The sequence below is a fragment of the Pseudoalteromonas sp. SG43-6 genome (genome assembly GCF_014164365.1).
In the GTDB taxonomy this organism is placed as follows: domain Bacteria; phylum Pseudomonadota; class Gammaproteobacteria; order Enterobacterales; family Alteromonadaceae; genus Pseudoalteromonas; species Pseudoalteromonas rhizosphaerae.
The window spans coordinates 26547-41343 of record NZ_JACJEZ010000024.1; the positions used below are offsets into that span (position 1 = coordinate 26547).

The 14797-nt window shown below is 40.4% G+C and carries 11 protein-coding genes; 3 read left to right on the top strand and 8 right to left on the bottom strand.

Going from position 1 to position 14797, the window contains the following annotated elements:
- The first annotated feature begins 191 nt into the window (after window positions 1-191).
- The 3 genes from fadB (at window position 192) to tusA (ending at window position 3965) form a co-directional block, all read left to right on the top strand.
- On the top strand, window positions 192-2351 hold the full coding sequence (gene fadB / locus H5201_RS11880; RefSeq protein WP_182740622.1) for a fatty acid oxidation complex subunit alpha FadB: 2160 nt from the start codon (window positions 192-194) through the stop codon (window positions 2349-2351).
- Between the two features lie 4 nt (window positions 2352-2355).
- Window positions 2356-3525, top strand: a complete 1170-nt coding sequence (gene fadA, locus H5201_RS11885) for an acetyl-CoA C-acyltransferase FadA (RefSeq protein ID WP_149983177.1) — start codon at window positions 2356-2358, stop codon at window positions 3523-3525.
- 200 nt (window positions 3526-3725) lie between these two features.
- Window positions 3726-3965, top strand: a complete 240-nt coding sequence (gene tusA, locus H5201_RS11890) for a sulfurtransferase TusA (protein WP_182718508.1) — start codon at window positions 3726-3728, stop codon at window positions 3963-3965.
- A gap of 30 nt (window positions 3966-3995) precedes the next feature.
- Here tusA and H5201_RS11895 read toward each other — a convergent pair whose 3' ends face one another.
- The 8 genes from H5201_RS11895 to dnaN form a co-directional block, all read right to left on the bottom strand.
- A complete protein-coding gene (locus tag H5201_RS11895) occupies window positions 3996-5807 on the bottom strand; it encodes a DUF4105 domain-containing protein (protein ID WP_182718509.1) in 1812 nt (603 codons plus the stop codon).
- A gap of 37 nt (window positions 5808-5844) precedes the next feature.
- Window positions 5845-6312, bottom strand: coding sequence for a DUF3015 family protein (locus tag H5201_RS11900; RefSeq protein WP_149983174.1), 468 nt, complete (start codon window positions 6310-6312; stop codon window positions 5845-5847).
- A 202-nt stretch (window positions 6313-6514) separates the two neighbouring features.
- Window positions 6515-6964: a hypothetical protein gene (locus H5201_RS11905; RefSeq protein WP_182718510.1), complete on the bottom strand. Its 450-nt coding sequence runs from the start codon at window positions 6962-6964 to the stop codon at window positions 6515-6517.
- A 61-nt stretch (window positions 6965-7025) separates the two neighbouring features.
- Window positions 7026-9095, bottom strand: a complete 2070-nt coding sequence (gene glyS, locus H5201_RS11910; protein WP_182767839.1) for a glycine--tRNA ligase subunit beta — start codon at window positions 9093-9095, stop codon at window positions 7026-7028.
- 2 nt (window positions 9096-9097) lie between these two features.
- Window positions 9098-10000, bottom strand: coding sequence for a glycine--tRNA ligase subunit alpha (glyQ, locus tag H5201_RS11915; RefSeq protein WP_145241722.1), 903 nt, complete (start codon window positions 9998-10000; stop codon window positions 9098-9100).
- Between the two features lie 143 nt (window positions 10001-10143).
- Window positions 10144-12570 carry a DNA topoisomerase (ATP-hydrolyzing) subunit B gene (gyrB, locus tag H5201_RS11920; RefSeq protein WP_149983171.1) on the bottom strand — a complete coding sequence of 809 codons (2427 nt, stop codon included), beginning with the start codon at window positions 12568-12570 and terminating at the stop codon, window positions 10144-10146.
- 12 nt (window positions 12571-12582) lie between these two features.
- Window positions 12583-13677, bottom strand: coding sequence for a DNA replication/repair protein RecF (recF, locus tag H5201_RS11925; protein ID WP_145241717.1), 1095 nt, complete (start codon window positions 13675-13677; stop codon window positions 12583-12585).
- 6 nt (window positions 13678-13683) lie between these two features.
- Complete coding sequence (gene dnaN / locus H5201_RS11930) at window positions 13684-14787, bottom strand: DNA polymerase III subunit beta (protein ID WP_149983170.1); 1104 nt, start codon at window positions 14785-14787, stop codon at window positions 13684-13686.
- Window positions 14788-14797 lie beyond the last annotated feature (10 nt).

A 14797-nucleotide genomic window follows, 5' to 3' on the forward strand; every position in this document is an offset into this window, starting at 1 on the left:
GACCTTAAATATTCAAAGGTAAATAAAAGACAAACACTTCGCCTACACCTTAGCACCAAACAAGCTATATTTTAACCAGTAGTAAGACACCACAGTAAATTTTTCGTTGCATTTTTAATTTAAAGCAAGCACACTGATTGAAATGCAAACTCATCGTACCAGTCTTAGTTCACTAACTAGGGAGAATAATAATGTTATATAAAAGCGATTCCTTTGAAGTTGCTTTCATCAAGGATAATATCGCCGAGTTCAAATTTTGTGTTGCAGGTTCTGTAAACACTTTGTCTCAGCAAACCTTGAAAGATTGCGCCTCTGCATTAAAAGAATTAGCCGCAAACAGTGATATCAAAGGCATGATTTTTACCAGTGATAAAGAACACTTTATTATTGGCGCCGATATTTTCGAGTTTTTACCTACCTTTACTAAACCAGAAGCTGAATTAGTAACGTGGATCAAAGATGCCACTGATGTTTTTGACGCGCTAGAAGATTTACCATTCCCAACTTTAAGCGCTATCAATGGCTTAGCACTTGGTGGTGGTTGTGAGTGGGTACTCGCTACCGATTATCGTGTTGCTAGCACTGATGCTAAAATTGGCCTACCAGAAGTAAAACTTGGCATCATGCCTGGATTTGGCGGCACAGTTCGCTTACCACGCATTGTTGGTGCTGATAATGCGATGCTTTGGATCACCTCTGGTGCCGAAAACCGCGCAGCTGATGCTTTAAAAGTAGGTGCTGTTGACGCTGTAGTTAGTGCTGACAAACTTATAGAGTCAGGAATTTCAACGCTTGAATTAGCTATCTCTGGAAAACTAGATTGGCAAGCTAAGCGACAAGTAAAATTACAACCACTTAAATTGAACCGTGTTGAGCAAGGTATGAGCTTTGCAATGGCTGAAGGTATGGTTATGGGTAAAACCAAAGGCCACTATCCTGCTCCTATTATGGCAGTTCGCACTATTAAAGCAGCAGCAAACTGTGAACGCGCCGAAGCAATGGCGATTGAAAATGCCAACTTTGCTAAATTAGCACGCACCCCAGAAGCGGCAGCCCAAACGGGTATTTTCTTAGCAGATCAATACATCAAAGGTAAAGCGCGCAAGCAAGCTAAAACTAGTGATGTAGTAATTAAACAAGCTGCAGTACTTGGTGCTGGCATTATGGGTGGCGGTATCGCTTACCAGTCAGCTTATAAAGGAACACCTATTATAATGAAAGACATCCAACAGGATGCGCTTGATTTAGGTATGGGTGAAGCATCTAAGCTATTAGGTCAAAAAGTTCAACGCGGCCATATGGCGATGGACAAAATGGTAGCAACGTTAGGTAAAATCAAACCAACTCTTAATGATAGCGATTTACAAAGCGCTGATATCATTGTTGAAGCAGTTGTCGAAAACCCTAAAGTTAAACAAGCCGTTTTAGCCGGTCTTGAAAAAGACATGCCTGCAGGCACTATCCTAACGTCTAACACATCAACTATTCGTATTGATGAATTAGCCACGGCTCTTGAAAAACCTGAAAATTTCTGTGGTATGCACTTCTTTAACCCAGTACCAAAAATGCCACTGGTAGAAATTATTCGCGGTGAGAAAACCTCAGAGCAAACTATTAACGCTGTTGTTGATTACGCCTTAAAGTTAGGTAAATCACCTATCGTTGTTAACGATTGCCCAGGATTCTTTGTAAACCGTGTATTATTCCCATACTTTGCCGGCTTTAGTAAGTTAGTTGTTGAAGGCGCTGATTTTGCCAAAGTAGATAAAGTAATGGAAAACGTATTTGGCTGGCCTATGGGTCCTGCATACTTACTTGATGTTGTTGGTATTGATACGGCTTACCACTGTACTGGCGTGATGGCAGATGGTTTCCCTGAGCGCATGTCACGTGCCGAAAAAGATCCGGTAACAATATTCGCTAACGAAAAGCGTTTTGGTCAAAAGAACAAGGCGGGTTTCTACCAGTATGCTCCGGATCGTCGCGGTCGCTTGAAAAAAGCTCAAGATCCACAAGCAGTTGAGCTACTTAGTGCAATCACTGATGCACCGAAAGAGTTTGATAAACAAGAAATTATCGACCGTTGTATGATACCAATGATCAACGAAGTGCTACTGTGTTTACAAGAAAACATTGTTGCTTCTCCACAAGAAGCTGATATGGCACTTATTTATGGTATTGGTTTCCCTCCATTTAGAGGCGGCGCGTTCCGTTACTTAGATCAAACTGGACTAGCTAACTTTGTTGCAACAGCTGACAAATACGCTCATCTAGGTGCGATTTACCAAGTATCTGAACAAACTCGCAAATGGGCTGAAGAAGGCCGTATTTTCTATAAGGTGGAAGGATAAGACCATGAATACTCCAGTAATTGTAGATTGTATCCGCACGCCAATGGGCCGTTCAAAAAACGGTGTATTTAAACATAAGCGTGCCGAAGATTTAAGCGCCCACTTAATGAAGGGCTTACTTGATCGCAACCCAGCCGTTGATCCAGCATCGATTGACGATATCTATTGGGGTTGTGTACAACAAACTTTAGAGCAAGGTTTTAACGTTGCTCGTAATGCCGCATTACTTGCCGGCATTCCTCACACAGTGCCAGCGGTAACAGTAAACCGCTTATGTGGATCATCAATGCAAGCATTACACGATGCTGCTCGCGCAATCATGACTGGCGCTGGTGATACCTACATCATTGGTGGTGTTGAGCACATGGGTCATGTGCCAATGACCCACGGTAACGACTTTCACCCAGGCTTAGCAACTTCAATTGCACAAGCATCTGGCTCAATGGGCTTAACCGCAGAGTACCTTGCAACTATTCACGGTATTACCCGTGAGCAGCAAGACCAATTTGCATACCGCTCACATCAACGAGCTCATGCAGCAACGGTTGAAGGACGTTTCCGCCGCGAAATCCTCGCAATGGAAGGTCATGACGCAGATGGTTCACTGATTTTAGTTGAAGATGACGAAGTAATTCGTCCAGAAACAACTGTAGAAGGCTTATCACAGCTTCGCCCAGTATTTAACCCTGCATCTGGCTCAGTCACTGCCGGTACGTCTTCAGCTCTTTCTGACGGCGCATCTGCTATGTTAGTAATGAGCGAAGAAAAAGCCAAAGCTCTAGGCTTACCAATTCGTGCACGTGTTAAAGCCATGGCGGTTGCAGGTTGCGATCCATCAATCATGGGTTACGGCCCAGTACCAGCAAGTAAAAAAGCATTAGCACAAGCCGGTATCACTATTGATGATATCGATGTTGCCGAGCTTAACGAAGCATTCGCAGCACAATCACTACCAGTATTAAAAGACCTAGGTCTTGCTGATGTAGTTGATGAAAAAGTGAATTTAAACGGCGGCGCTATCGCTCTGGGTCATCCTTTGGGTTGTTCTGGTTCACGTATTAGCACCTCGTTAATCCACTTGATGGAAGATAAAAATGCACGCTATGGTTTAGCCACTATGTGTATTGGTTTAGGCCAAGGCATCGCAACGGTATTTGAACGTGTGCAAGATTAATAAAATGTATTAAGTAATACCTTGGTGATAAAAAGCCGCGTTGATTAAATCAACGCGGCTTTTTTATAATTAATTTTTTGCAGCTAAGTTATGTCGCTTTATAAGCACAAGTGAAGTGACTTTATTTATCAGGCTGAGGTCGTTAAACTAGCAGCCTTAAACTAATCGTTAAGCGCTAAATAAACAGTAAAGGTTATGCAATGAGTTTTGAGAATCCCGATCACCAATTAGATGCCATTGGCCTACGCTGTCCGGAGCCTGTAATGATGATCAGAAGCGCGGTACGTAAAATGGAAAATGGCGAAACTTTATTAATTATTGCCGACGACCCATCCACCACCCGTGATATCCCCAGTTTCTGCCGCTTTATGGATCACACATTGTTAGAAAAGGAAGTGGATGCAGTACCGTATCGATATTTAGTGAAAAAAGGGCTATAAATCAATAATTAACCATAATTAAAACATTCATTAATCCCAGTAAAAGTTTATTTTCAGCTGCCACTGAAACTCTGTTGCATGTTTATAACCAAATCGTATATCGAAATCTTGATTGATAGGCACTGATAGCTCGATGTTAGTTGCAATACCGCTTAACTGTTGGTGATAAAACTTCTCAATTGATGTTCTTAGTTTTAAATTAGAAGTTACAGTCGTTAAAAATCCTAGCTCTATTGAAGTATCCAGCCATTGTTGGGTGCTTTGTAATTCACCAGCATAACCATTAATCATACCGTACACTAGCGACTGATTAGCATTTAATAACCATGACTTTCCAACTCCTGCCATGGCAAATGTACTTGAGCAACTAAAGCACTGGCTGCGATTTCTTTCATAACCTACATTTATCTGCCATGCCCAACCGCCTTCATTTGGCCACTGGCTATAGGCTGGGTTAAATGATTCTAGATCTAAAAGATGTAATTTTTCTAGATATAACTGCGAATCAAATAAAGCAACTTCAACATCCAACATCTCTAAATTAGAGTAAGGAACTCTGGCAATATCAGAAGCTAATGAATCAAAATAACTTAATCTGAAACCTAAATTTAGACTTTGTTCATTTTTATACACAGTCGAAGAAATAGATATATTTGAGGGTTTCTGAGCTGAATGCGGTGCATGTTTATCATAATTAATAAAAGAGGTTTCTTTACCTGGAGGTAGGACTAAACGAGCTTTAATAAGAGCTTTTTTTAACTTTTCAATGTGTTCAACATCATATTTTTTTATTTGTTGCAACTGAACAAACTCAAAAAGAGTTTCAATAATTCGTTTTTTAGTTACCACATCTAGATTTGTAAATGTCGGCTCAAAAAGTATATTTTGCGAATGATAAATAGCTAAAGCCAGCTTGGAGTCTTTCGCTGAAAGATTGTTTTCATATTGATGAAAAACACTACTTCTTGAAGGAGTAAACTCAATCTGTTTTACTAGCTTTTCGTTATTATATTGAGCACTATTTAAGCGAGAAAAAATAGTCGCAGGAATAACCCAAGGCGAAAGCTCATTCGTTAACTGCTCCCCTATAATTAATTCAACAACCCTTGCGATATGAAATGCACAGTTTTCATCCGCAAAATAGTAAGAATACTTAGCCCCCATAATTTCCCATAAATGATTAGTTAAAAAGAGGACGTCTTCTTGGCTAAAGTTAAGCTTATATTCCCATATATCTCTCAGCTCTATTTCACCATAGTTATGTTGATGACGGTAAAATAGTTGATCAGAAAAACCGGCCTCGTAACCGCCAAATAGCCCTTTCGTAATATAGACCAAACCGTTTTCATTATCAGGAACTAGTGCGCCATAATTTAAGCTATAATCTAGTAACTTATTGTGCTCTGGCGTTGATCTATTTAGCTTTAAAAGCATATGACCATAAAGCGAAGCCGGATTACTCATATACCCTGAAGCAAAGACTAAACTTACAGAGTGAATCGGTTGTTTATCTCTCCACTCTATAAGTTCGATGCATTCAACCTTTGGCTCTGAGAATTCAAGCCCTTGTGATAGTAACCACTGATATCTAGCAGGATATTTGCATTGCATTTGTGCGTCTTTATTAAATGCATCAATCGTTGCTTTTAACTCGGATGAAGGGTTATTTTTGCCATTTTTTGAGATAAAAAATGAATCACTCTCAATATAACTTTGAGGAGCTGATGCGTTTTTATAATGCCCTAATTTCAACCAGGTTGGATGCTCGGAAAGTGAGCTAGATGAATAAGATGAAAACGTAGCAAACAGTGCTAGTGCTGGTAAGTATTTGATTGTAGTCATAAGTATGAGTAGGTGCTGACACCTACTCTATTAACAGTTAAATAACTGGGCAAGTAGCTGCAAACTGTGTTGTCACTTTGCTTTCAACAATTGCATATAATGCTTGAGGGTCTTGAGCAGGTTTAGTCGCAAAATCGCTACGGATAGCATTTACAATTTGACCATGAGAACTAGCGTCACAACCACGCACATTTAACATTGCAGTAACATACTCACCTTCACCTTCAGCAATTTCTTGCTCAAGTACAGGGAATGTTTGTTGAATAAATAGAGCTGTTTTTGCACCTGCGCCTTCACAGCTACCTACAGATGATATATTTGAAGATACTGCTGTAGTACCTAAATCCCAAATAATATTTGAAATTGCTGCTGCGGTTCCATTCTCTGGGAATATCATTGCGCCGATACCACAATCCTGCCAAGGGTTAACGCCCTCTTTAGCCTGTAATGGAGCAGCTATAAAAGCCCCCGCTAAAACAACTGCTGTTACTGTAGTTTTTAACATCTGTAATCCTATTTTAATTTTTTTTATTCATATAAACGAGCAGAGTATAGTGATATCGAGCTCTTTATAGATTTAAAAGAAGTTTTGATATAATACTCAAAAATGATTGACTACGATTAACGCAAAAAATCAATAACAATATTAACAGGATGTAATTACTTTTGTAAATATAATCAGTGTACTCAAACCTAAATCTCTACTCTCACTTCTTTGTTATTGTTACTTTTGGCTGATCGTTATTATGATAATCGATACTAACGATGTAGCTGCCTTTAATTGCAGGAGTGAAGCTAAAGTAATTATAGGTAGTATTGCAATCTGCTTTGACGCTTTGCCCTAACGTCAGAGATTGACCGGTTGGATCTTGTTCACTGAATCCGCAATTATAACCTGCGCTCCAATCCATATCGGCAATTTTAAATTCATACACTTTACCCGGTGTTGAAAACTTTACTTGTGCTTGATAAAGCGCAGGCGCGACTTGAGTAAATTCATATTGCTTTTCTGCATCCCATAAATTGAAGTCGCCGCGGAGGTACATTGTACGGTCAAGTTCTTGGCCTGGCAGTACATCGCTAAGATCTGGCATTTGTATTTGGCTCGAACAAGCACTCAATAAAGTAACTAGAGCCACTGTTAATATACGTTTCATAGGTATTCCCTCTAATACTAAAAAGCCAGCATAGCTGCTGGCTTTTTAAGCGAAGCTGAATTTATTTCTGTAATACAGAAATATCAGCAATATCTAAAAATAGACCACTCAGTTGACTTAGTAATGCTAAACGGTTTTGCTTAACGGCTTCATCGTCTGCCATTACCATCACGTTGTCGAAGAAGTTATCAACACTTTCACGAATACCAGCAAGCTGGGCAAGCGCTTCTTGATAGTCGCCAGCGGCGTATAACGGCGCTAATTCAGTGGCAAACTTAGCAACTTGTGCCGCTAATGCCTTTTCGGCATCATCGTTTAATAAGCTCTCGTCAACAGTGCCTTGCGTTGTAATATCATTTTTAGCCAGAATATTACTTACCCGTTTATTAGCTGCTGCAAGCGCTTCTGCGGCGTCTAATGTACGGAAGTGACTAACCGCTTTAACACGACGGTCAAAATCAACAGGCTTAGTTGGGCGACGCACTAGTACTGCTTGAATAACGTCTACTTCAATGCCTTCGTCTTGATACCAAGCGCGGAAGCGCCCTAGCATAAATTCAAATACATCGGCTGATACATTTAAGTTAGTTAGCTTATCGCCAAACAGGGTTTGTGATTTTGCGACTAGATCTAAAATATCAAGTGGTAGTTCTTTTTCTACCATGATACGCAGCGCACCAATGGCTGCACGACGAAGCGCAAACGGATCTTTATCACCTTTTGGTGCTTGGCCAATACCAAAAATACCTACTAGTGTATCGAACTTATCGGCAATCGCTACCGCGCAGCTAATTAAGTTTGTAGGTAAATTATCACCGGCAAAACGCGGCATGTATTGCTCGTTTTGGGCAATGGCAACATCTTCGGCTTCACCGTCATGGCGTGCATAGTGCATCCCCATCACACCTTGTACGTCAGTAAACTCCATTACCATTTCGGTCATTAGATCGGTTTTACTTAATAAACCAGCACGCTTAGCAAGTGTTTTATCTGCACCTAATTGCTCAGCAATGTAACCAGCAAGTTCACTAATACGCTCTGACTTATCTTTAAGCGTACCCAATTGCTGTTGGAACAATACGCTATTAAGTGATTCTAAACGGCTTTCAAGAGTTTTCTTTTTATCTGTTTCAAAGAAGAACTGCGCATCAGCTAAACGCGGGCGCACTACTTTCTCGTTACCAGCAATAACTACGCTTGGGTTTTTACTTTCGATGTTTGAAACAAACAAAAACTTATTAAGTAGCTTGCCGTCTTGATCAAGTAATGGGAAGTATTTTTGATCGTCTTTCATAGTGTAGATCAGCGCTTCGGCTGGTACATCTAAAAACGCTTCTTCAAATGTTGCAGTAAGTGTTACTGGCCATTCAACCAATGAAGTTACTTCTTCAAGTAAATCTTCATCCATAGCTACTACTGCATTAACGGCTGTTGCTGCAGCTTCGATTTGGCTACGAATTTGTGCTTTACGCTGCTGGTAATCAGCAACAACATGTGCAGACTTAAGCACCTCAAAAACATCATCAGCGTGTTTGATTGTGATTTTTTCTGGATGATGAAAACGATGGCCTTGCAGTTGGTTACCCACTGCTTTACCAAGGACTTCGCCTTCAATTAGCTGATCGCCAAACAAAATAGTTGCGGTATGAACAGGACGAATAAATTGTGTTTTATTCGCCCCCCAACGCATTGGTTTAGGAATCGGAAGTTTAGCTAACGCTTTATTTACCGCATCAGCCATCAAGGCTGTGGTTTCTTTGCCTGCTACTTTAGCAATGTGTAACAACCATGCACCTTTATCGGTCTCGAGTGTTTGCGCTTCACTTACTTCAATACCACAACCACGAGCCCAACCCATTGCAGCTTTGGTCGGCTTGCCATCGGCATCAAATGCAGCCTTCGTTGCAGGGCCACGTTTTTCTACTTCTTTGTCTTGTTGCTGAGCTTCAAGTGCTGTTACTTGTAAACCTAAACGACGAGGAGATGCATACCAGCTTACGCCTTGGTGATTAAGCTCTAGGCTCTCAAGCTCTGCAGTTAGATTTGCAGCAAATGCTTCGGCAAGTTTACGTAATGATTTTGGTGGCAACTCTTCGGTGCCAATTTCTACTAATAAATTTTGTGCTGACATGCTTACTTATCCTTACACAACGGGAAACCAAGCGCTTCGCGTTTGTCATAATAACTTTGTGCACACGCTTTAGATAATGCACGAACGCGCAAGATATAACGCTGGCGCTCTGTCACCGAAATAGCATGACGTGCATCCAATAAGTTAAATGCGTGTGATGCTTTCATTACTTGCTCATAAGCAGGTAATGGTAAGCTTGCTTCAATTAGCTTTTGGCTCTCAGCTTCGCATTTATCAAACTGGGCAAATAAATCGTCAACATTTGCATGCTCAAAGTTATAAGTTGATTGCTCAACTTCGTTCTGATGGAATACATCACCGTAAGTAACACGGCCCATTGGGCCATCAGCCCATACTAGATCGTAGATGCTATCTACGCCTTGAATGTACATAGCTAAACGCTCAAGACCATAAGTGATCTCACCAGTAACAGGAGAGCACTCTAAGCCCCCTACTTGTTGGAAGTAGGTAAACTGGGTTACTTCCATACCGTTTAACCAGATCTCCCAACCAAGACCCCATGCGCCTAGCGTAGGTGATTCCCAGTTGTCTTCAACGAAGCGTACTTCGTCAGTAAGGGTATCAATGCCAACAGCCGCTAATGAGCCTAAATATAGCTCCTGGATGTTATCTGGTGATGGTTTTAATACGACTTGGAACTGGTAGTAATGTTGCAGGCGATTTGGATTCTCACCATAACGGCCATCGGTAGGACGACGACATGGTTGCACATACGCGCTCGACATTGGTTCAGGACCAATAGACTTTAAAAATGTTTGCGGATGAAATGTGCCTGCACCAACTTCCATATCAAGTGGCTGAATAATGACACAGCCTTGCTGTGCCCAGTAATCCTGTAAAGCCAGGATCAAACCTTGAAAGGTTTTAACGTCATATTTTTGCATATTTGGCTTTTAGTATCTGCTGTGATGTAGCGTGAAAATTACCTTCAGTATACCTTGTGCGTAGTCATGTTTTAAGCAGTTTGTGCAATTGAGAAAATAAAAAAGGAGCCTAAGGCTCCTTTTTTGTAATTACTATAATTTAATTATACGTCTAAGTTAACTACACGTAGTGCATTCGTTTCTATGAACTCACGACGCGGCTCAACTTGGTCACCCATCAAGGTTGCGAATAATTGGTCTGCACCAACAGCATCTTCAATGGTTACTTGTAACATGCGACGCGCTGAAGGATCCATGGTAGTTTCCCACAGCTGACTTGGATTCATCTCACCTAGCCCTTTATAGCGCTGGATATATAGCCCACGCTTAGATTCTGCGATCAACCATTCCAATGCATCCACAAAGTTATCAACAGCTAGTGTCTTCTCACCACGTTGAATATAAGCACCTTCACTTAAGATATTGGCAATGTTAGTACCAGTTACTGCGATGCGTTTATAATCACGTGAAGAGATAAAATCATGGCTCAGTACGTGTGCCTTATCAACACCGTGTTGGCGAATATTGATAACTGGGTAATATAAGTTACGCTCAGTATCATGCTCTGTTGCAGCAGCGAAGATAGTTGCATCTTCATCACGTGCGACTAAGTCATCGACTAACGTTTTGGTCCACTCGATTACTTTAGCTTCATCGGCTAAATCAGTTTCGTTTAGCTCTGTTTGATAGATCAAACGTTCCATCACCGTATTCGGGTATTTACGTTTTAAGCGTTCAATAACTTTAACGGTGTTTTGATAATCATGAACGATAGCCTCTAAAGCTTCACCTTCAAGTGCAGATGCATCAGCACCGGTATAAAGTGCGGCACCATTTAATGCTAATGAAGTTAGGTATTCGACAAGTGCTGGATCATCTTTAATATAGCGCTCTTGTTTACCTTTTTTCACTTTATAAAGTGGTGGTTGAGCAATATAGATATAACCACGTTCAACTATTTCTGGCATTTGACGGTAGAAAAAGGTCAATAGTAACGTACGAATGTGCGAACCATCGACGTCAGCATCGGTCATGATAATGATGCGGTGATAGCGTAATTTTTCAGGGTTATACTCATCGCGACCAATACCACAACCAAGGGCTGTAATTAACGTGGCAACTTCTTGTGAAGATAACATCTTATCAAAACGCGCTTTCTCTACGTTTAGTATTTTACCTTTAAGCGGAAGAATCGCTTGATTCTTACGGTTACGACCCTGCTTAGCTGATCCGCCAGCAGAGTCCCCTTCCACTATATATAGTTCAGACAGGGCTGGATCTTTTTCTTGGCAATCCGCTAACTTACCAGGTAAACCTGCTAAGTCCATTGCGCCTTTACGACGAGTCATTTCACGGGCTTTACGCGCCGCTTCACGAGCACGAGAAGCATCAATGATTTTACCAACAACTATTTTTGCATCTACTGGATTTTCTAATAAGAATTCAGTGAATTTCTCAGCCATTGCTTGTTCTACAGCTGATTTAACTTCGCTTGAAACTAGCTTATCTTTGGTTTGTGATGAGAACTTAGGATCAGGAACTTTAACACTAACAACTGCAGTTAAGCCTTCACGGGCATCATCGCCTGTTGCATTACTGGTTGTTTTAGCTTTTTTGTTAAAGCCTTCTTTTTCCATATAGTTGTTAAGTGTACGAGTTAGCGCAGATCTAAAACCGGCTAAGTGAGTACCACCATCACGTTGTGGAATGTTGTTTGTAAAACAGTAAATGTTTTCTTGGTAAGCATCATTCCACTGCATTGATACTTCAACGCTAATACCATCTTCTTCACGTTCATGAGTAAAGTGGAATACACCTTTATGAATAGGTGTTTTATTACGGTTTAAATACTCAACGAAGGCACGAATACCCCCTTCATATTTAAAGTGGTCAGTTTTATTTTCTTCGCGTTCATCATTTAAAATAATACTCACACCTGAATTCAGGAATGATAACTCGCGTAAGCGCTTAGCTAAAATATCGTAATGGAAATCTAAGTTTGTGAAAGTCTCACCACTTGGCCAAAAACGAAGTTCAGTACCTGTGGTTTCTGATTCGCCAATTACAGCTAGTGGCGCATCAGGAACACCCATAGTGTAAAATTGCTCATGTAGCTTGCCTTCACGACGAACCGTTAGCTTTAATTTTTCTGAAAGCGCATTTACTACTGAAACACCAACACCGTGTAAGCCGCCTGATACTTTATATGAGTTATCATCAAACTTACCACCAGCATGTAGTACAGTCATAATTACTTCAGCAGCTGACACGCCTTCTTCTTCATGAATTGAAGTTGGAATACCACGGCCGTTATCTCGAACAGAGACAGAACCATCTAAATGAATTGTGACATAGATGTCATCACAGTGACCTGCTAAGGCTTCATCGATAGAGTTATCAACGACCTCAAACACCATATGGTGTAAGCCTGTGCCATCATCGGTGTCCCCTATATACATTCCAGGACGCTTTCTTACTGCGTCTAATCCTTTTAGTACTTTAATACTCGACGAATCGTAATTCTCAGACATGGTTAATCCCACTTATCTTGTTATTAGGTTGCCATGTTTCACGTGGAACATTTGTAGTTCTCGTTGCATGGGTTCCACCACAGCAGAAATACTTTCAGATTGAATTGTAGAGATAAATATTTGAGAGCTACAGTGCGACAATAACTGTCCTACTTTCTCTTTCGTATCTTCCCCTAACTCTGAAGGTAGATCATCTATTAGCAATATTGATTGCTTTTCTGTCTCTGACTCAATCAAACTATTTTGCGTTACTTTTAACGCATAAAGCAATAGCTTCAATTGACCGCGTGAAAAGGTGTTTTCCACACTATTGCCAGCGACACTAAAACTGAAATCAGCTTTATGCGGCCCTTTATTTGTAAAACCTTGGCGACTATCACGCTCAAAGCTTTGTTCGAGAGCGTCGGCTAGAGATTCATTTTCTTTCCAACCAGCATAAAAACTTATTTCTAAATCGCGTATAAGCGTTAATTCTGCACACATTTTATCAAAAAATTGCTGCTTAAACCTACTTATATACGCAATTCGTAAATTATTTATTTGGTCTGCCAGTCTAACAAATTCTTTATCCCAAAACTTGATTTGATCAAAATAATTCTTAGGCTTACTTTTCAATAATGCATTACGTTGCTTTAATACTTTATTGAAAGATTGCCACAAATAAAAAAAGTCTTGTTCCACGTGGAACAATCCTAAATCTAAAAATTTTCGGCGCTCTTTTGGACCTCCAAAAAACAACGAATAGCTTTCTGGGGTGATCACTTGTACTGGCATTAATTGGGCAAGTTCAGACACTCGACGACTAGACTTACCCTGTATTTTTAATTCTGTCTCACCACTTAAAGTCTTACTAATACCGATTGGAATTGATAAGTTATAAAGTGATTTACGACCATGAATGGTGAATTTTTCTTTATGGTGCGTAATGATACTTTTGTGTTTTGGGGTGCGGAAAGACTTGCCATGAGAAAGGTAATAAATAGCCTCAAGAAGGCTGGTTTTGCCACTGCCATTTTCACCATAAATTATGTTAATACCATTCACTGGCTCTACAGTGAGCGCCTCAATATTCCGAAAATTATTGAGGCTCAAATGACTTAAACTCATAGTGCCTTATAAGCGCATTGGCATAACAACGTACATGGCTTCTTCATCGCCAGCACCTTCTATCAATGCACTACTATTTGAATCAGCAAGCGTAAATAAAACGTCTTCTGTTTTTAATGTATTTAATACATCTAAAACATACGATACGTTAAAGCCAATTTCTAAGTCATCGCCTTGATAGCTCACTTCAACCACTTCCTCAGCTTGCTCTTGCTCTGGGTTGTTGGCGGTAATTTTTAATAGTCCATTCGATAAGTTTAACCGTACACCTCTAAACTTCTCGTTCGATAAAATAGATACCCGTTGAAACGCACTGCGTAACCATTCACGGTTTGCGGTAATCACTTTATCACCACCACGTGGCAATACTCGGCGGTAATCAGGAAAACGTCCATCAACTAATTTACTCGTAAAAGTAAACTCTGTATCTAAAATACGAATATGATTTGCACCAAATTGAATTGTAACCAACTCATCATCAGCAACCATTAGACGCATAATTTCTTGTACGCCTTTACGCGGAATTATTAGCTGACGTTGAGTATTTAACGATTGCGTTAATTGTTTTTGCGCAATTGCTAAACGGTGACCATCAGTAGCCACTGTTTTTATATCAGTATTATCTACTTCAAACGACATACCATTTAAGTAATAGCGTACGTCTTGATTGGCCATCGAAAAGTGGGTGCTTTCAAGTAACTTTCGCAGTTCTAAGCGCGTTAGTTGAAATTCAACTTCACCATCCCACTGCTCAAGATTAGGAAAGTCTTCCGCAGCGAGTGTAGTTAATGAAAAGCGGCTTTTTCCACTGGTCAGTAATAGTTGGTGATCTTGACTGCTCAACGTTAAATCTGAACCGTCTGGCAGACTTTTACAAATATCGAGTAATTTTTTAGCTGGCAAAGTCAATTTTGCATCAGCGGTATCATCGCCAACAAAAACCTTTGCGACAAGTTCAATTTCAAGGTCTGTGCCTGTCATTGAAAGTTCGCCATTTTCAACCTCTAACAAAACGTTAGATAAGATAGGCAAGGTATGCTTGCGCTCAATTGCGCCAGATACTTGCACCAAAGGTTTTAAAAATTGTTCTCTTGATATAGTTATTTGCATAATAAAGTCA

Excerpts from the sequence above, each read along its gene's own strand:
- fadB (WP_182740622.1), top strand. The coding sequence starts at position 192 with ATGTTATATAAAAGCGATTCCTTTGAAGTTGCTTTCATCAAGGATAAT.
- fadA (WP_149983177.1), top strand. The coding sequence starts at position 2,356 with ATGAATACTCCAGTAATTGTAGATTGTATCCGCACGCCAATGGGCCGT.
- tusA (WP_182718508.1), top strand. The coding sequence starts at position 3,726 with ATGAGTTTTGAGAATCCCGATCACCAATTAGATGCCATTGGCCTACGC.
- H5201_RS11895 (WP_182718509.1), bottom strand. The coding sequence starts at position 5,807 with ATGACTACAATCAAATACTTACCAGCACTAGCACTGTTTGCTACGTTT.
- H5201_RS11900 (WP_149983174.1), bottom strand. The coding sequence starts at position 6,312 with ATGTTAAAAACTACAGTAACAGCAGTTGTTTTAGCGGGGGCTTTTATA.
- H5201_RS11905 (WP_182718510.1), bottom strand. The coding sequence starts at position 6,964 with ATGAAACGTATATTAACAGTGGCTCTAGTTACTTTATTGAGTGCTTGT.
- glyS (WP_182767839.1), bottom strand. The coding sequence starts at position 9,095 with ATGTCAGCACAAAATTTATTAGTAGAAATTGGCACCGAAGAGTTGCCA.
- glyQ (WP_145241722.1), bottom strand. The coding sequence starts at position 10,000 with ATGCAAAAATATGACGTTAAAACCTTTCAAGGTTTGATCCTGGCTTTA.
- gyrB (WP_149983171.1), bottom strand. The coding sequence starts at position 12,570 with ATGTCTGAGAATTACGATTCGTCGAGTATTAAAGTACTAAAAGGATTA.
- recF (WP_145241717.1), bottom strand. The coding sequence starts at position 13,677 with ATGAGTTTAAGTCATTTGAGCCTCAATAATTTTCGGAATATTGAGGCG.
- dnaN (WP_149983170.1), bottom strand. The coding sequence starts at position 14,787 with ATGCAAATAACTATATCAAGAGAACAATTTTTAAAACCTTTGGTGCAA.